This is a genomic window from Litchfieldella xinjiangensis (assembly GCF_000759345.1).
GTDB classification, from domain to species: Bacteria; Pseudomonadota; Gammaproteobacteria; order Pseudomonadales; family Halomonadaceae; genus Litchfieldella_A; species Litchfieldella_A xinjiangensis.
This window is the reverse complement of sequence record NZ_JPZL01000001.1, coordinates 819,296-835,405: the sequence shown is the minus strand read 5'-3', so window position 1 is coordinate 835,405 and position 16,110 is coordinate 819,296. Positions and strand designations below refer to the sequence as shown.

Genomic DNA, 16,110 nt, shown 5'->3' with positions numbered 1-16,110 from the left:
GTGTGGCAGGAATGCGTTGTTAGAAAGGGTTATTCGTCGGGATGGAAATCCAGGGCCACGGAATTGATGCAGTAGCGCAGGCCAGTGGTCTCACGTGGCCCATCGGGAAAGACGTGCCCCAGATGGGCATTGCAATGCGAGCACACGACTTCAGTGCGTTGCATGCCGTGGGACGCGTCGTCTTGCTCTTCCACCGAGCCCGATCCTAGCGGACGATCGAAGCTCGGCCAGCCGCAACCCGAGTCGAACTTGTGCTCATTCTCGAACAATGGCGCATGGCAACAAACACAGTGATAAATGCCCTGCTGGTCGCTCACTTCGTGATCGCCGGTGAAGGGCCTTTCAGTGCCTTTCTCACGGGTGACGCGGTACTGCTCGGGTGTTAGCTGGCTTTGCCATTCGGCATCACTCTTTTCGACCTTCTTGCGCATGGCAATTCTCCGTCCGATTCCAACTGGGTCTGTGCTCGCTATGCTGGCCTCTTGGCCCCCGGTCTGGCAATGGCTGGGGGCTGTTTCCAGCATAGCGCGTCCTGTCGATAACGACGGCTACTCGGCATGCTTGACAGGCCCCAGGCCGCTCAGTAACATACGCGCCACCTTGTCGAGGCAAGCGATGCGTCCCATTCGTCTAGTGGTCTAGGACACCGCCCTTTCACGGCGGGAACAGGGGTTCGAACCCCCTATGGGACGCCACCTCGTACAGGTATCGGTTGCGGGAATAGCTCAGTGGTAGAGCATCGCCTTGCCAAGGCGAGGGTCGCGAGTTCGAATCTCGTTTCCCGCTCCATAGCGAAGTGCCGGATGCAGGTATTGTGAGAGTCGCGAGCTGGAACGCCAGCCCGGTCGAATCACTTTTCCCGCTCCAAAAGAAAAGCATTACCTACGTCCCATTCGTCTAGTGGCCTAGGACACCGCCCTTTCACGGCGGTAACAGGGGTTCGACCCCCCTATGGGACGCCACCTTCTCTCAGGAAGGTGAACGGAAGAAAGCAGTAGAATAGCAAGCGGGAATAGCTCAGTGGTAGAGCATCGCCTTGCCAAGGCGAGGGTCGCGAGTTCGAATCTCGTTTCCCGCTCCATAGCGAAGTGCCGGATGCAGGTATTGTGAGAGTCGCGAGCTGGAACGCCAGCCCGGCTAACGGCAGCCCCGTCGAATCACTTTTCCCGCTCCAAAAGAAAAGCATTACCTACGTCCCATTCGTCTAGTGGCCTAGGACACCGCCCTTTCACGGCGGTAACAGGGGTTCGAACCCCCTATGGGACGCCACCTTCTCTCAGGAAGGTGAACGGAAGAAAGCAGTAGCATATCAAGCGGGAATAGCTCAGTGGTAGAGCATCGCCTTGCCAAGGCGAGGGTCGCGAGTTCGAATCTCGTTTCCCGCTCCAAAACGAAGTGCTGGATGCAGGCATTGTGAGGGTCGCGAGCTGGAACGCCAGCCCGGTCGAATCACTTCTCCCGCTCCAAAACGAAGTGCCGGATGCAGGCATTGTGAGGGTCGCGAGCTGGAACGCCAGTCCGATCGAATCACGTTCCCGCTCCAATCTCAGAATTACGTCCCATTCGTCTAGTGGTCTAGGACACCGCCCTTTCACGGCGGGAACAGGGGTTCGAACCCCCTATGGGACGCCATCTGTGTTCTCTGCACGTTTACCTTCCCCAAGCTTCAAACCACCTCTACATGGTGCCCGCCACGCTTGGCATTTGCTGCTAAGGTGTTGCTGTGCATTGAAATCGCGGGCGTGCGGCCGCATATCCGGTGGTCTACGTTTTCCTTCGACTCCACGACAGGTGTTCCGATGGCCGAACCGGCTCTGTCCATTCGTGGCCTGACCAAGGCCTACGGCAACGGGTTTCGTGCCTTGAAAGGCATCGACCTCGATGTCGCCCAAGGCGATTTCTTCGCCTTGCTAGGGCCCAATGGGGCCGGCAAGTCCACCACGCTGGGTATCGTCTCCTCCCTGGTCCAGAAAACCGCCGGCAAGGTCTCGGTATTCGGGATCGACATCGACGAGGACTTCGCGCGTGCCAAGTACCATCTCGGTGTGGTCCCCCAGGAATTCAACTTCAACCAGTTCGAGAAAGTGGACGACATCATCCATGCCCAGGCTGGGTATTACGGCATGCCAATGCGTGAAGCCAAACCGCGTGCCGAGACCCTGCTCAAGGATCTGGGGCTATGGGACAAGCGCAAGGGCAGTGCTCGCATGCTCTCGGGTGGCATGAAGCGACGGCTGATGATTGCACGGGCATTGATGCATCGGCCCAAGCTATTGATTCTCGATGAGCCCACGGCCGGTGTGGACATCGAACTCCGGCGCAGCATGTGGGACTACATGCGCCGCATCAATCGTGAGGAAGGCACCACGATCATCCTCACCACGCACTATCTCGAAGAAGCCGAAAGTCTGTGCCGTAACATCGCCATCATCAACAATGGCGAAATCGTTCAGAACACGAGTGTGCGCGACCTGCTAGCACAGCTTGATACCGAAACGTTTCTGCTCGACCTGTCGCGCCCGACCGAGTCGGTGCCGGTCGTCCAGGGCTTCGAGGTACAGCAGATCGAAGGCAGTCAACTCGCGGTGTTGGTCAAGCGTGGCCAACGTCTCAATGACCTCTTTCAACAGCTTTCGTCACAGGGACTCGAAGTGGTGTCGATGCGTAACCGTGCCAACCGTCTGGAGGAGATGTTTGTTTCCATGGTCGAGCATAGCAATGGGGGGAAAACGGGCGCCCCGACCCAGGGTATCGATGCCGCTCAGGACGCAAGTGACGATAGGGAGGGTGCGCGCCGATGAGCCCCACCCAGATCGCCATTGCCCTGTGGACCGTCGTACTCAAGGAAATCAAGCGCTTCATGCGGATCTGGCCACAGACCCTGTTGCCGCCCTCGATTACCATGACCATGTACTTCATCATCTTTGGCAACCTGATCGGTTCCCGTATCGGTGCCATGGACGGCTTCTCGTACATGGATTACATCGTACCCGGCCTGATCATGATGTCGGTGATTACCAATAGCTACTCCAACGTGGCCTCATCGTTCTTCTCCAACAAGTTCCAGCGCAGCGTGGAGGAGATGATGGTATCGCCGATGCCCAACTGGGTAATCCTGACAGGCTTCGTGGTCGGCGGTATGGCTCGCGGCCTGGGGGTGGGCGTCATCGTGACGATCGTCTCGCTGTTCTTCACGCAAATCAGTGTCGAACATCCGATACTCACCGTGGCCGTGGTGGTGCTGACTGCGGCGCTTTTCTCCTTGGGCGGTTTCATCAATGCGTTGATGGCGGACAAGTTCGACGATATCTCGATTGTTCCGACATTCGTCCTTACTCCGCTTACATATCTGGGCGGGGTGTTCTATTCGATCAGCATGCTTCCTGAGTTCTGGCAGGGTGCCTCGATGCTCAACCCGATTCTTTATATGGTCAACGTGTTCCGCTATGGCTTCCTGGGGGTTTCGGATATTCCCGTCGGCATAGCCCTCTCCGCCATCCTGGCCTTTATCATCGGGCTCTTCGTGATGGCGCTGTGGATGCTGGAGCGTGGCAAGGGGATCCGTTCATGACACATGATCGTCCCGAGATATTGCAGGATGCCCCGCTGGGGCGCGATTCGGCTTACCCCGAACAGTACGATGCCGGGCTGTTGTACCCGATCGAGCGGGCAGCCAACCGTAAGCCGCTGGGCATCGAAGAACGCAAGCTTCCCTTCATCGGTGAGGATGAGTGGCATGCCTTTGAGCTTTCCTGGCTGAATGGCAGAGGTAAGCCCGTCGTGGCCGTGGCGCGATTCCGCCTGCCCGCCGAGTCTCCCTGCCTGATCGAGTCGAAGTCCTGGAAGCTCTACCTCAACAGCTTCAATCAGACGCGCTTCGCAAGCCGTGACGAAGTACGTGAGACGTTGCTTCGCGATCTCTCTGCAGTGGCCGGGGCGCCCATTGTCGTCGATTTGCTCGGGGTGGATGACGAGGCGCTCATGCCTCGCCAGTTGCCGGGGGAGTGCCTGGACGAGCTGGATATCGAGATCGACGATTACACACCAAGCCCGGCGCTACTGAGCGTTGGCGACACGATCGTTGAAGAGACACTCCACTCACACCTGCTCAAGTCGAATTGTCCGGTCACCGGCCAGCCTGATTGGGGCAGCGTGATGATTCGCTACCGGGGCCCGAGGATCGAGCGTGAGGGCTTGCTCAAGTACCTGGTTTCCTACCGGCAACACCAGGATTTTCATGAGCACTGCGTCGAGCACTTGTTCATGGACTTGATGGCACGCACCAAGCCTGAGCGGCTGCTGGTATTGGCGCGTTACGTACGGCGCGGCGGACTGGATATCAGCCCTTGGCGAGGCACACCGGGAGAGCGGCCGCCCGAGCCGTTACGTCTGGCCCGGCAGTGATTACCTGCGTTAAGCTGAGAGGCATTCTCGATTCGTACGTAACTAAACGTAGCCGCAGGAGATCTCGATGGATGCGATGACGCTACTGCATGAGCGTAGTTCGATGGGCAAACTCGTCGGCCCTGCGCCGTCACCCGAACAGCTCGATGCGCTTTATCGGGCTGCGCTGCGCGCGCCCGACCACAAGGAACTGACGCCGTGGCGTTTCATCGAGTTCAGTGGTGATGGACTCAGCCGGTTGGGCGAGCTGTTTGCCGAAGCGGAGTTTCGCGCCGACCCCGATGCAACGGATACCACACTCGACGCCGCACGCAAGAAACCCTTGCGAGCCCCGATGATCATCGCTGTTATCGCTCGGGTGACGCCGGATCTTCCCAAGGTGCCCAAGCTCGAACAGGTCATTTCCGCAGGGTGTGCCGCCCATGGCATCCTGCTGGCTGCACACGCCCAAGGGCTTGGCGCGATGTGGCGCAGTGGGCACTATGCGTTCGATGACACGGTTCGCAAGGGGCTTGATGCCGGGGAGCATGACGAGATCGTCGGTTTTCTCTATCTGGGGCAGCCTGGCGGCCGACACAAGCCGGTCCCTGAACGCACCCCGGATGACTTCGTCAAACATTGGCGCTGAGGTCTAGCATGCGCGATATCGGCACTCCCCATCCGCGGCTTCCGCTCCCCAAGGACGGGCAGGGGGAGGATCTGGCCGCGTTCCAGACCTGGCTGGGGGAGGCGATACCGCTCGTCCCGCAGCTGGGACTCTCACGCATGGAATGGCAGGATGATGTGCTCCGCTGGCATATCAATCTACAGCCCAATCTCAACGACAAGGGGACCGGCTTCGGGGGTGCGTTGTCCGCGCAGACCACGCTGATCGGATGGTGCTGGGTGACGCTCTGGCTACGTCGACAGGGTCTTCAGCAAGATGTCGTGGTGGCAGAAGCCAGCCAGCGTTTCAGTGCCCCGGTGACTGAGGACTATCGGCTCGACTGCCAGCCGCAGGATATCCATGCGGCGCATAGCTTGTCTGAGCGTCTCAATCAGCAGGGCAAGGGGCGTATCACTCTCATTCAGAAGCTCTATTGCCGTGAGAAGGTGTGTCTCGAGGCCTGCGGAGATTATGTCGTACTTCCGGCGAGAAAGCCGGACTGACCGGAAAAACGGCTTGCAAACACGCGCTTAGCTCGCTACCATTTGCGCCGTTCTTGAGGGACGCGCGACGTGCCCAGGAAACACAATGTGGAGAGGTGTCCGAGTGGTCGAAGGAGCACGCCTGGAAAGTGTGTAAGTCGAAAGGCTTCGAGGGTTCGAATCCCTCCCTCTCCGCCACAGAATAGAAAAAAGCCGCTGAATATTTCAGCGGCTTTTTTTTATTTTCAGCTTCAGGTAACGATCCATTGATAGAATTTTCGCCTGATATCCCGGATGCGGCTTAAGCGTGACATAGCCGCCTCGGGAAACGCGCTGGGCACGGTGTACGCTATCTGGCTCTTGACGTTGAGGCATAGGACGCGCTTCAGTAGTCATGCGCCCCTCAGGAGTAAACCATGGAACTGCCACGTAATCGATTCAAGGCGGCACTGGGCTCAGGCCCTCAATACGGCTGCTGGGCTGGGCTGGCCAGTGGCTATGCCGCCGAGGCCCTCGCCTCGACGGGCTTCGACTGGTTGCTGGTGGATGGAGAACATGCACCGAACACCATCGCCTCGCTGCTCGCCCAGCTGCAGGCCATTGCCGCCTACGATACCGCTGCGGTGGTGCGTCTGGTCAATCATGACCCCGCGTTGATCAAGCAGGTGCTGGATATCGGTGCCCAGACCTTGATGGTGCCTATGGTCGATACGCCTGAGCAGGCCGAGGCGCTGGTGGACGCCATGCACTATCCGCCACATGGCCGCCGTGGCATTGGTGGCGGGCTGATCCGCGCCACGCGCTGGGGCACCGTCGAGGACTACCTGGGCCAGGCACACCGCGAGCTATGCCTGATCGTACAGGTTGAGTCGCGCTCCGCGGTGAACAACGTCGAGGCGATCGCTGCGGTGGAGGGGGTCGATGCTCTGTTCATCGGGCCTTATGATCTCTCCGCCAGTCTCGGCCACCCGGGTAATCCTTCTCACCCGGACGTGCTGGCCTGCATTGAAACGGTAATCCACCAAGTCAAGGCGATGGGCAAGGCGGTGGGGATTCTCGCCCCTGATGCCGCCGATGCTCGCCACTACGCTTCACTGGGGAGCGACTTCATCGCCGCAGGTATCGATGTAATGCTCTTACACAAAGCCGCGCGGGCTACGCTCGAAGACTTGAAATGACGACGCAGGATCGAGTCGCTCTCCTTCCTTGAGACATATTGATAGGGAGGAAGCGCGTGGTAACGGTTAATTGAAGCGTCGAAGAAAAATCGCTGGGGTTTATAGTTTTATCTGATACATTAAACAGTAATAATTCGGGTGATCTCTAGCCTCAGGTTAGGCGGATTATGTTTTAAAACATGTCTACAGTTACAACATAGGTAATTGTGATTTTAATCAGTTGATCTAGCGTGCGATAAAATATTGCTAAATATGTTTTTCATTACATTAAGATCTGTTTGATCAGTAGAAAAATTAAAATTAATTTATTGCGGCGCAGCAATTAAGGGGATACCGTGAATATATATTCCCCTTGAGAATTATGTTCATGCCAACTACGACACCGTCATCTTCTTCATTAGATAATATTGAATCCTTTTCCGCTGATGAAACAAACGCCCTCTCATTCGATGATGAAGTCTTGAATTTTTGGGCCGAACGGGCGCGGATCCAACTGTCCGCGATGAATGCAATGACGGCCTATCTAAACTGAGTTCCGCGAGGCTCGGCTTCAACCTCAGGAACATGCATTTCAAGCTATTCCTCAGCATTAACGTCATAAATACGCTTTCCCGCCACGAACGTCTGCTGAGGCTGAAGCTTGCTGTCGAGCAACGTTATGTCAGCGTCGAAACCGATGCACAGATGGCCCTTGCTAGCGTGTAACCCAAGTACTCGGGCCACATTGGTGGTAATCAGGTGCAAGGCCGTCTCGAGGGGTAGCACGCCTTCATGCACGAGGCGTTGCCAGTCCGCAATCAGGGTCGTGTTCCTGGCGACTTTCATCCCGAGGTACGCCCCGTTGGCGTCGAATTCCGGCAAGCTGCCATTGCAGTCGGAACTCATGGTTATGCGCTCGGCGGGAACGCCACGCTCCAGAAGCCGAGACACAGCATCGAAGCTGGAAAGACCATCGCCTGCCTCTTCGAACGCCGTGACATCGACGCTTGCATTGAAGGTCAATGCGTAGTCTGCGGCTTCCTCAAGGAGGGCAGGGTGGCGATTCACGTGGGTAGGGATGATCTGGTCGGCGGGAATCTCGGTTTCGGCGAGCAATCTTCGCAGTGGTTCCAGCCCCCGTTTCCCGTCACCCAGATGGAAATGGCAGATACCCCGTTTGCCGGCGAGCATGGCACCAACGCGGGTATCGCTGACGATCCGCTCGATTTCATCCTGTCGCGGCTGGCTCGAGCGATGATCTGATATGGCGATTTCGCCCAGGCCGATGACTTCGGGGATCCAGGTCAGGTCGCGCTGGATGTCGCCGGTTAGCGTGGGAGGCGGGACGCGATACGCACCGGTATACATATACGCTGAAATCCCTTCGGCGCGCAGCCCACGCACCTTGGCCAGCAGGTCGGCCGGGGAGCGGCTGATGCTATCGGTGCCAAGCACGCCCACCACCGTGCCAATCCCCATGGCTGCGATTTCCCGAGCCGTAATCTCGGGGCAGCGTGTACCGCATCCGCCTTCGCCTCCCCCCCCGGTGACATGTACGTGCTGATCGATGAAAGCAGGAACGGCGATCAGGTGTGAGGCCTCTACCACTCGTACAGGCCATCCACTGGGAATATCGAGGTCGTTTCCCAAGGCGATGATTTTTCCCCCCGCCACAAGTATGTCTGCTGTCTCGAGCCGTTCGGGCGAGAAGACGGCGCCGACACGCAGCAACACCATTAGTCCGTCATATCGGTCGCTTGAAATCATGGTTGGCTCTCTGCGGCTTCTGCTGGGATATCCGGTAGAAACCGGCGCCCGCGAAGGCGCTCGGTGGCGCCCTCGACGTCCTCGATCAGGAGTACCAGCAGATCGCCCTCCCTGACCACATCGAACGCTTTATCGATGGCATGGCGTTCCTCCATGACCACCTCGACCTGGCAGCCGCCGGGCACCGACTCCGCCCCGGCACGCAGCAGATTAACGGTTTCACCGCCGGGACGACCTCGCGGATCGGTTTCATAGAGAAAGACGATGTCATGCATGCTGGCAAGTTGCGCGCCCAGGCTAAACAGATCCTCGTCGCGACGGTTGCCCGGTGCACTGGCCACGCTAATGCGACGATGTGCAGGAATGCGGCTCACGAGCTCGCTCAGGGCTTGTAGCGCCGGAACGTTATGGCCATAGTCGATCAGCACCTTGATGTCGCCGGCATCGATAAAGTTGGTGCGTCCTGGATTCTGTCCCGGTGTCGGATGAAATGTCTGCAGGCCCAACTGAATGTCGGCGATGCTGAGTCCCAGAGCATAGGCAGCGGCGCTGGCGGCCAGGGCATTGGCAACATTGAAGCGGGCGAGGCCTTCGAAGGTGATAGGGGCGTCCACCACCGGAATGATGGTGGCTTCGACATTGCCTTGGCGCATGACGATACGCCCGTCCTGAACCGTGAACGCGACTCCATGGCTTTGCACATGCTCGCGGACGGGCTCAGCGTCGGGATCCAGAGTGAAGTAGATGACGTCCCCCCTGGCCCATTCCTTGCTCGCCAGCACGCGAGGGTCGTCGGCATTGAGTACGGCCGTCCCTTGCTCGCGGACCGCGTCGATCACCACGGCCTTGCAGCGCGCCAGTTCATCGAGGGTGTGGATATCATTTTCTCCCAGATGATCGCTGGCAATGTTCAGCAGCACCCCGACCTGGCACTCATCGAAGCCCAGCCCGCGACGCATGATGCCGCCTCGCGCGACTTCCAGCACTGCATATTCGACGGTGGGCTCGCGAAGCACGGCCGCGGCCGCCTGTGGCCCGCTGTAATCGCCACGCATAATGGTATGGTTGTCGATCTCGATGGCACCCGTGCAGGCCGTACCGACACTGCGCCCGGCCTGGCGAAGAAGATGCGATATCAGGCGCACCGTGGTGGTTTTACCATTGGTACCCGTCACCGCAACGATGGGTATGCGCCCAGACTCCTGGGTATCGGGAAAGAGCATCTCGATGACGTGCTGGCCCACATCCCGGCCCGTGCCATGGGTGGGTGAAAGATGCATGCGGAACCCCGGGCCGGCATTGACCTCGACCACCGCAGCGGATTGTTCGTCCAAGGGGCGGGACACGGTCTCGGCCAGCAGGTCGATGCCGATGATATCGAGGCCGACCAGACGGGCAATGCGTTCTGCGGTGTATTTTACTTCTGGATGAACATCCTCGGTGACATCCGTTGCCGTGCCCCCGGTGCTCAGGTTCGCCGTCGACTTGAGATAGATGACTTCGCCTTCAGGGACGACACTTTCCATGGTCACGTTCTGCTGGGCTATCAGCCGATACGACTGCTCGTCCAGGTGGATCTGTGTCAGCAGGTTTTCATGGCCGATACCGCGTCGCGGGTCCTTATTCTCTTCATCTATCAATGCGTTCAGCGTTGTTTGCCCATCCCCGACCACATGAGCAGGGCGCCGTCGGGCGGCGGCCACCAGCTTGCCATCGACCACTAGCAGCCGGTGATCCTCACCCTTGACGAATCTTTCCACGATGACCGGTGGATTCTGTTGGGAGGCGATATTGAACGCTTCTCGCAGTGTCTCGTCATCGCCTATATCCGTGCTCACGCCGCGACCGTGATTGCCGATCACTGGTTTGACGACAACGGGAAAGCCAATATCGAGGACGGCCTCGAGTGCTTCTTCGATCGAGTGACAAATGTGCCCCTTGGGGACGGGGATACCGGCCTCACCGAGTACTTGTTTTGTCCAGTGCTTATCATCGGCGATGCCGTAGCTGAGCAGGCTCGTGCGGCCGGTCACCGTGGCCTGGATGCGTTGCTGACGGCAGCCGTGCCCCAGTTGGATATAACTGCTGTTCTCGTCAAGACGAGCGCAGGGAATACCTCGGCGGGTGGCTGCGTCGACGATCGAGGCGGTGGATGGCCCCAGCATATGTTCGTCGCGCACGTGCTTGAGACGAGTCACCGCCGAGGAGATATCGATCTCATCGCCATTGAAGAGCCGGGCGACGATATCGACGGCTTCCACACCGGCTGCCAGACCGCAGGCCTCGTCCCGGTATCGGTAGACGACGTTATAGATCCCTGGATCGTAGGAATCGACCGTCTTGCCATAGCCCACCGAGAAGCCGATCAGGTTCTGCAGTTCGATCGCGACATGCTCGACCACGTGTCCAGCCCAGGTGCCCCGCTCGATACGTTCCAGAAACCCGCCGGCCCGCCCAACCGAGCAGCGATGTTCGTACAAGCTCGGCAGGAGCGCGGTGATACGTTGTACGATGCCGGGGACCGTATCGCTGGGCCGTGCCTCGAGCTCACCGATATCCAGACGCATATAGATTGCCTGGTAACGGCTGTAGTAGTTCGGTCCGCGAAGTGCCCGGTGCTCGAGAATATTCATCGTGGCTGCTTCTCCGTCAGGAGGGCATTGAGTTCGTCGGCGACGAGATAGCGGCGAGCATCGATATCGTACCCATGGCCACTGACCATGGCGTGAAGGATCATATTCTCGATGGCGACCGGCTCGCCCATGGCCAGTTCAGCGATATTGGAGCTCGCCAGATCCCGACTATCGATGATGATGACGTGTCCCGGACCGATGGTTTCCAGAATTCGGTTTGGATGGATGATGACCGCCGCATCCTCACCGATACCCACCCCCAACTGCTCGGGGTTGCTGGCTCCCACTTCCATGAGGCGCGTAAACCGACCCCGTTCCAGGAAATGGCTATCGATCACCATGCCCCGTACGAAACCCAGGCCGAAGGTCATGTTGACCGCCCCCTTGCGCAGGGCGTCTGCCGCTGCTCCGTTATAGATCATGGTGCTCGGCATGGCCGCGGCACCGGCACTGGTACCCGCCACGACGGCGCCCGCCCTCAAGCGATCGCGGATGGCCCGTAGCGTGGCCGAGCCGCCAAAGACACTGGTCAGGCGAAGCTGATCGCCCCCGGTGAAAAAAATGACGCCACTTCGTTGAATCAAGCGGACGTTATCGACATCTGCGGCCTGTTTGCGATCCTGGATATCCAACGCATGAACCTGGCTCGCGCCCAGGCGAGAGAAGGCTGCTTCATAACTGGGCAAGAGCTGCTCAGGAATACTACTGGCCGTTGCGATGATCGCGACTTCGTCACTGTCTTTGGGGGCAAGCTCATATACCCGGCGAAGGATCGCGAGTTCTGACGTCTTGTCCTCGGCACCGCCAATGGCCACGATGTGCCCGGAGAGGGTGGGGGGGTGTGAAACCATATCCCATTCGCCGCCCAGCGACGCTTTTAAGGAAACGCAGCAGGATGCTTTAACTCGAGTATTCACTTATAACAGCCGTAAACCGCACCCGCCAGATTAATAACGCCACAGGCCTGACCACATCGCTCCTGCGAAAGAGTGAGATTTTCCTATCGTGCGCCTATTACCGCAGCGCCGCAGCGATAACCCGCTATCCTTCTATTGACGGTATTCCCGTACCTGACCTCAGGGGTCAAATGGGCAAGCGCCGCACCTTCTGCGATCCATTGCGTTTATGTGGCAAGGACTGCGACAGCCGAGCTTGTAGCCAGGAGGCGATTATGAGCGATCGGAACGTATTTGTTGTCGGGCTGGATGAACGCAACCGTGAGAGACTCGGACATTTACGAGGGGCGGAAAATTATCGATTCCATGGCGTGATTGAACCGGCGGAAGTTTACGATACTGAAATCTTTCCCATCGAAGACATGCTGGCCAGGGCCGAATCCCAGTTGAGAGCCTTCGGTGAGCCCATCGATGCCATCGTTGGCTATATGGATTTCCCCGTCTCGACCATGTTGCCACTGCTCTGTGAACAGTTTGGCACGCGCTCAACCAGCCTGGAAAGCTTGCTCAAGTGTGAGCATAAATACTGGAGCCGGCTCGTCCAGCGTGAACTGATCGCCGATTGCATTCCCCGATTCACTGCCTTCGACCCCTTCGATTCGCAAGCGCTGCAACATATAGGGGAGGCGGGGCTATATTTTCCTTTTTTCGTAAAGCCCATCAAGTCGTCAGGTTCCAGGTTGGGCTTTCGTGTCGATAGCCCCGAGGACTTCGCCTATGCCGTGGCGCGGTTATGCGAAGGCATTGGCACGATTTCTGAGCCTTTCAATTTCATTCTGGAACACGCCAATCTCCCTGAAAATGTACGTACGGTCGATGGCGGGTTCTGTATGGCCGAGGAGATTATTGGCGGATGGCAATGCACGGTAGAAGGCTATGTCTTCCAGGGCGAAGTCGTGCCTTATGGTATTGTCGATTCGATTCGTTATCCTCAAGTTCTGAGTTTCTTTTATTATCGTTACCCGTCACGGCTTCCTGACCATGTTCAAGAAAAAATGCAGCAACTGACCCGCACGATAATGACCCATATAGGCTATGACAATGCCGCTTTCAATATCGAATACTTTTGGGATGAAATTCAAGATCGCGTCTGGCTGTTGGAAATCAATACGCGAATAGCACAATCGCATTGTGACCTGTTCGAGAAAGTCGATGGGCTCAGCCACCAACAGGTCACGGTGGATCTGGCGCTGGGGCAGGTCCCCGACATGCCAAGCCGACAAGGACGGTTCCAGGTCGCGGCAACGTTTTTCTACCGGGTATTTTTCGTCGATGCCACTGTCAGTCGTGCCCCCAGCGCCGAGGAGATCGAGGCGTTGGAACAACGCTATCCGGGTACCCGAATCTCGGTTCAGGTTGAAGTGGGGACACGCCTCTCGTCGCTCCCCGAGCAAGATAGCTACAGTTTTGCCCTGGCTTACGCATGGATGGGCGCTGACGATGATGCTGCATTGGAAGAGAACTATGCTCGACTCGCCGAACAGTTGCATTTCGAATTCGAGGATATCGTTGGCTAGCGGTCTCTATCACTGTCGAGAGTCATAAGATAAGCAGGTAATGAATGGGAGCAGGGACATGCATATCGTCAGCGATTTTCCCCGGGAGGTTCACGAGGAGGAGGACTGGATCACGCTGGCAGACGGTTGCCGTCTGGCGATACGAATCTGGCGACCCGTCGATGCCGTTAGCGACCCGGTGCCGGCCATCCTCGAGTATTTGCCTTACCGCAAGCGCGACCTGACGGCGATGCGTGATGTCCAGACGCACGCTTACTGGGCTGGCCACGGCTACGCAGGGGTGCGTGTGGACATTCGAGGAAGTGGCGAATCCGATGGCGTATTGACCGATGAATACCTGCAGCAAGAACTCGACGATGGCGTCGCGATCCTGCGCTGGCTGGGTCAGCAACCCTGGTGTACCGGAGACGTAGGGATGATCGGTATCTCCTGGGGCGGGTTCAATGGCTTGCAGATTGCCGCCATGCAGCCCCCCGAGTTGAAAGCCGTCATTACGCTCTGCTCGACCGACGACCGCTATGCCGACGATGTACACCACATGGGAGGCTGTCTGCTCGGCGATAACCTGTCATGGGCGTCGACCATGTTCGATACCAATACCTGTCCACCCGACCCGGCGTTGGTAGGCGACCGCTGGCGGGACATGTGGCGAGAGCGTCTTGAGGACAGCGGGCTGTGGTTAGCCACCTGGCTTCAACACCAGCGCCGTGACGACTATTGGAAACATGGCTCGGTCTGCGAGGACTTTTCGCGTATTCGTTGTCCCGTCTATGCCATTAGCGGCTGGGCCGATGGTTATTGCAATGCCGTGTTCCGTCTGCTCGCGGGGCTCGAAGTACCACGTAAGGGGCTGGTTGGCCCCTGGGCGCACAAGTATCCCCATCTGGGCGTTCCGGGCCCGGCCATCGGTTTTTTACAGGACTCGCTGCGTTGGTGGGACTATTGGCTGAAAGGCAAGGAGACGGGGATCATGGACGAGCCGATGTTGCGTGTGTGGATGCAGGCGTCGGTTCCACCGTCGGCTCGCTACGATAGGCGTCCAGGGCGCTGGGTTAGCGAACCGAGCTGGCCTTCGTCGCGAATCGAATCGAGGCATTACCGTCTTACCAGCGGTCATGATCTGCTGCCTTCAAGGCAGGACCCGGCGACTTCCGCATCGGGCGATGAGGTTCCTCTCTCGGTGCGCTCACCGCTATCGGTGGGGCTGTATGCCGGCAAATGGTGTTCCTACAATGCTCCGCCGGACTTGCCGCACGATCAGCGCGACGAGGATGGTGGCTCGCTGATATTCCAAACGGCGCGACTCGATGAGGACATCGAAATCTGTGGGCAACCCGTGATTGAACTCGAGCTCGAAGCCGACCAGCCGGTGGCGATGGTGGCGCTACGGCTTAGTGACATTGCACAAGACGACAAAGCGACACGGATCTCTTATGGATTGCTCAACCTGACCCACCGCGACAGTGACGAGTTTCCCCAGCCACTGGAGCCCGGCAAGCGTTATCACGTGCGCGTGCCGCTTAAGCATATCGCCCAGAACTTTCCCGCCGGTAACGCCATTCGGCTCTCGCTCTCGACTAGCTATTGGCCACTAGCCTGGCCGTCTCCAGCCTCTGTCAAACTGACGCTTTATCCTGCAGGCAGCCGGTTGATCCTGCCATGTCGCGAGCCACAACCTCAGGAAGAAGCGGCGCTGCCTCAATTCGCTCCGCCCGAGGCAGCCCCCCCGTTAGCGATGACGCTGATACAGCCGAGCCAAGAGGCCTGGCGGGTAATACGGGACTTGGCTACTGACAAGACCACACTCGAAGTCATCAACGATCAAGGCACGTTTCGTCTCGATGATATCGACCTCGAGCTCTCGTCACGGGTCGTCGAGCGCTACACCTATGCCTACGGCAATTACGACAGCCTCAGCGGTTGGACCGAGTGGGAGCGTAGTTTTCGGCGGGGCGACTGGATGGTGCGCAGCGTGACCCGCACCTTGATGACGTCGGATGCTGAAAATTTCCGTCTGCGCGCTACGTTGGATGCCTTTGAGGGCGACAGTCGGGTATTTGCCAAGAGTTGGGACGAGGAGATTCCACGCGACCTCGTGTGAGGTGAGACAGCCGCAGGCAGCCTAAGCTAACGAGCCGTTACGAGCTGATTCAGCCCATCGCAAACCGAAGCGCTTTCCCAACATACGCCGTCCAAGGTTGTGGCCAAGCTATAAGGGCGAAAGGCAGCATGCGTGTGTGAATCTCCTGTCTGTGTTCCGCAAGGTTCTCTCCTTGCTATCCCTTTGGCCCGGCTCCCCGCCGGGTCTTTTATTGGTTACGCCTTCGATTGCCTTGCCCGATTAAGTGCGTTCTCGAGTCTGGCACTTTTTTTCACGAATATTTACGATTCGTTACTTCGCGAATGGCGGTACACTAGCGGCGAGACGTGGCGGTTATCGGGTGTCTTTCGAGCCTCGTGAGGTTGTAGCGTCTCATCGCGTTTTGCCCTGACCTTGGTTAGGGCTTTTTTTCGTCCCCATGAACGTTGGGTCCTGATGCCAAGCGTG

General features: G+C 58.1%; 13 protein-coding genes and 8 tRNA genes. 16 read left to right on the top strand and 5 right to left on the bottom strand.

What is annotated here, in order from left to right; translation table 11 throughout:
- Nucleotides 1-29: 29 nt before the first annotated feature.
- Nucleotides 30-431, bottom strand: a complete 402-nt coding sequence (gene msrB, locus JH15_RS03980; RefSeq protein WP_043527227.1) for a peptide-methionine (R)-S-oxide reductase MsrB — start codon at nucleotides 429-431, stop codon at nucleotides 30-32.
- 188 nt (nucleotides 432-619) lie between these two features.
- Between msrB and JH15_RS03975 the strand changes: the two genes are divergently transcribed.
- The 13 genes from JH15_RS03975 to JH15_RS03915 all read left to right on the top strand — a co-directional run bounded on the left by JH15_RS03975 (nucleotide 620) and on the right by JH15_RS03915 (nucleotide 5,730).
- A tRNA-Glu gene (locus JH15_RS03975) sits at nucleotides 620-695 on the top strand.
- A gap of 19 nt (nucleotides 696-714) precedes the next feature.
- Nucleotides 715-789, top strand: a tRNA-Gly gene (locus JH15_RS03970).
- 97 nt (nucleotides 790-886) lie between these two features.
- Nucleotides 887-962, top strand: a tRNA-Glu gene (locus JH15_RS03965).
- Between the two features lie 44 nt (nucleotides 963-1,006).
- Nucleotides 1,007-1,081: transfer RNA gene (locus JH15_RS03960), tRNA-Gly, on the top strand.
- Between the two features lie 112 nt (nucleotides 1,082-1,193).
- Nucleotides 1,194-1,269, top strand: a tRNA-Glu gene (locus JH15_RS03955).
- Nucleotides 1,270-1,313: 44 nt separating this feature from the next.
- A tRNA-Gly gene (locus tag JH15_RS03950) sits at nucleotides 1,314-1,388 on the top strand.
- 168 nt (nucleotides 1,389-1,556) lie between these two features.
- Nucleotides 1,557-1,632, top strand: a tRNA-Glu gene (locus JH15_RS03945).
- Between the two features lie 167 nt (nucleotides 1,633-1,799).
- Nucleotides 1,800-2,801, top strand: a complete 1,002-nt coding sequence (locus JH15_RS03940) for an ABC transporter ATP-binding protein (protein WP_043527224.1) — start codon at nucleotides 1,800-1,802, stop codon at nucleotides 2,799-2,801.
- Nucleotides 2,798-3,571, top strand: a complete 774-nt coding sequence (locus JH15_RS03935; protein WP_043527221.1) for an ABC transporter permease — start codon at nucleotides 2,798-2,800, stop codon at nucleotides 3,569-3,571. The genes JH15_RS03940 and JH15_RS03935 overlap by 4 nt, the downstream gene beginning before the upstream one ends.
- Nucleotides 3,568-4,404, top strand: coding sequence for an NADPH-dependent 7-cyano-7-deazaguanine reductase QueF (gene queF / locus JH15_RS03930; RefSeq protein WP_043527219.1), 837 nt, complete (start codon nucleotides 3,568-3,570; stop codon nucleotides 4,402-4,404). Before JH15_RS03935 ends, queF begins: the two co-directional genes overlap by 4 nt.
- Nucleotides 4,405-4,471: 67 nt before the next feature.
- Nucleotides 4,472-5,032 (top strand): nitroreductase family protein, encoded by a 561-nt coding sequence (locus tag JH15_RS03925; RefSeq protein WP_043527217.1) that lies wholly within the window; start codon nucleotides 4,472-4,474, stop codon nucleotides 5,030-5,032.
- 8 nt (nucleotides 5,033-5,040) lie between these two features.
- A complete protein-coding gene (locus JH15_RS03920) occupies nucleotides 5,041-5,553 on the top strand; it encodes a YiiD C-terminal domain-containing protein (RefSeq protein WP_043527214.1) in 513 nt (170 codons plus the stop codon).
- A gap of 89 nt (nucleotides 5,554-5,642) precedes the next feature.
- Nucleotides 5,643-5,730 (top strand) — tRNA-Ser (locus JH15_RS03915).
- Between the two features lie 27 nt (nucleotides 5,731-5,757).
- Here JH15_RS03915 and JH15_RS18010 read toward each other — a convergent pair.
- Complete coding sequence (locus JH15_RS18010; protein ID WP_156105238.1) at nucleotides 5,758-5,928, bottom strand: hypothetical protein; 171 nt, start codon at nucleotides 5,926-5,928, stop codon at nucleotides 5,758-5,760.
- A gap of 20 nt (nucleotides 5,929-5,948) precedes the next feature.
- Between JH15_RS18010 and JH15_RS03910 the strand changes: the two genes are divergently transcribed.
- Nucleotides 5,949-6,710, top strand: coding sequence for an HpcH/HpaI aldolase family protein (locus tag JH15_RS03910; RefSeq protein WP_043527211.1), 762 nt, complete (start codon nucleotides 5,949-5,951; stop codon nucleotides 6,708-6,710).
- A 576-nt stretch (nucleotides 6,711-7,286) separates the two neighbouring features.
- On the opposite strand, the gene iadA is transcribed toward JH15_RS03910, so the two are convergent.
- The 3 genes from iadA to JH15_RS03895 are packed head-to-tail and all read right to left on the bottom strand — an operon-like array spanning nucleotide 7,287 to nucleotide 11,940.
- Nucleotides 7,287-8,456: a beta-aspartyl-peptidase gene (gene iadA / locus JH15_RS03905; protein ID WP_043527209.1), complete on the bottom strand. Its 1,170-nt coding sequence runs from the start codon at nucleotides 8,454-8,456 to the stop codon at nucleotides 7,287-7,289.
- Nucleotides 8,453-11,089 carry a cyanophycin synthetase gene (gene cphA, locus JH15_RS03900; RefSeq protein WP_043527207.1) on the bottom strand — a complete coding sequence of 879 codons (2,637 nt, stop codon included), beginning with the start codon at nucleotides 11,087-11,089 and terminating at the stop codon, nucleotides 8,453-8,455. The genes iadA and cphA overlap by 4 nt, the downstream gene beginning before the upstream one ends.
- Nucleotides 11,086-11,940, bottom strand: a complete 855-nt coding sequence (locus JH15_RS03895) for a cyanophycinase (RefSeq protein WP_043527204.1) — start codon at nucleotides 11,938-11,940, stop codon at nucleotides 11,086-11,088. The genes cphA and JH15_RS03895 overlap by 4 nt, the downstream gene beginning before the upstream one ends.
- Nucleotides 11,941-12,260: 320 nt before the next feature.
- Between JH15_RS03895 and JH15_RS03890 the strand changes: the two genes are divergently transcribed.
- Both JH15_RS03890 and JH15_RS03885 read left to right on the top strand, forming a co-directional pair.
- The gene (locus tag JH15_RS03890; protein ID WP_043527202.1) at nucleotides 12,261-13,562 is read left to right on the top strand and encodes an ATP-grasp domain-containing protein; all 1,302 of its coding nucleotides are present in this window, start codon (nucleotides 12,261-12,263) and stop codon (nucleotides 13,560-13,562) included.
- Nucleotides 13,563-13,620: 58 nt separating this feature from the next.
- Nucleotides 13,621-15,663, top strand: a complete 2,043-nt coding sequence (locus JH15_RS03885) for a CocE/NonD family hydrolase (protein ID WP_043527199.1) — start codon at nucleotides 13,621-13,623, stop codon at nucleotides 15,661-15,663.
- Nucleotides 15,664-16,110: the final 447 nt, after the last annotated feature.

What these genes read in the sequence shown, in the direction of transcription:
- JH15_RS03925 (WP_043527217.1), top strand. Translation starts at nt 4,472, where the DNA reads ATGGATGCGATGACGCTACTGCATGAGCGTAGTTCGATGGGCAAACTC.
- JH15_RS03920 (WP_043527214.1), top strand. Translation starts at nt 5,041, where the DNA reads ATGCGCGATATCGGCACTCCCCATCCGCGGCTTCCGCTCCCCAAGGAC.
- JH15_RS18010 (WP_156105238.1), bottom strand. Translation starts at nt 5,928, where the DNA reads ATGACTACTGAAGCGCGTCCTATGCCTCAACGTCAAGAGCCAGATAGC.
- JH15_RS03910 (WP_043527211.1), top strand. Translation starts at nt 5,949, where the DNA reads ATGGAACTGCCACGTAATCGATTCAAGGCGGCACTGGGCTCAGGCCCT.
- cphA (WP_043527207.1), bottom strand. Translation starts at nt 11,089, where the DNA reads ATGAATATTCTCGAGCACCGGGCACTTCGCGGACCGAACTACTACAGC.
- iadA (WP_043527209.1), bottom strand. Translation starts at nt 8,456, where the DNA reads ATGATTTCAAGCGACCGATATGACGGACTAATGGTGTTGCTGCGTGTC.
- JH15_RS03890 (WP_043527202.1), top strand. Translation starts at nt 12,261, where the DNA reads ATGAGCGATCGGAACGTATTTGTTGTCGGGCTGGATGAACGCAACCGT.
- queF (WP_043527219.1), top strand. Translation starts at nt 3,568, where the DNA reads ATGACACATGATCGTCCCGAGATATTGCAGGATGCCCCGCTGGGGCGC.
- JH15_RS03885 (WP_043527199.1), top strand. Translation starts at nt 13,621, where the DNA reads ATGCATATCGTCAGCGATTTTCCCCGGGAGGTTCACGAGGAGGAGGAC.
- JH15_RS03895 (WP_043527204.1), bottom strand. Translation starts at nt 11,940, where the DNA reads ATGGTTTCACACCCCCCCACCCTCTCCGGGCACATCGTGGCCATTGGC.
- JH15_RS03935 (WP_043527221.1), top strand. Translation starts at nt 2,798, where the DNA reads ATGAGCCCCACCCAGATCGCCATTGCCCTGTGGACCGTCGTACTCAAG.
- msrB (WP_043527227.1), bottom strand. Translation starts at nt 431, where the DNA reads ATGCGCAAGAAGGTCGAAAAGAGTGATGCCGAATGGCAAAGCCAGCTA.
- JH15_RS03940 (WP_043527224.1), top strand. Translation starts at nt 1,800, where the DNA reads ATGGCCGAACCGGCTCTGTCCATTCGTGGCCTGACCAAGGCCTACGGC.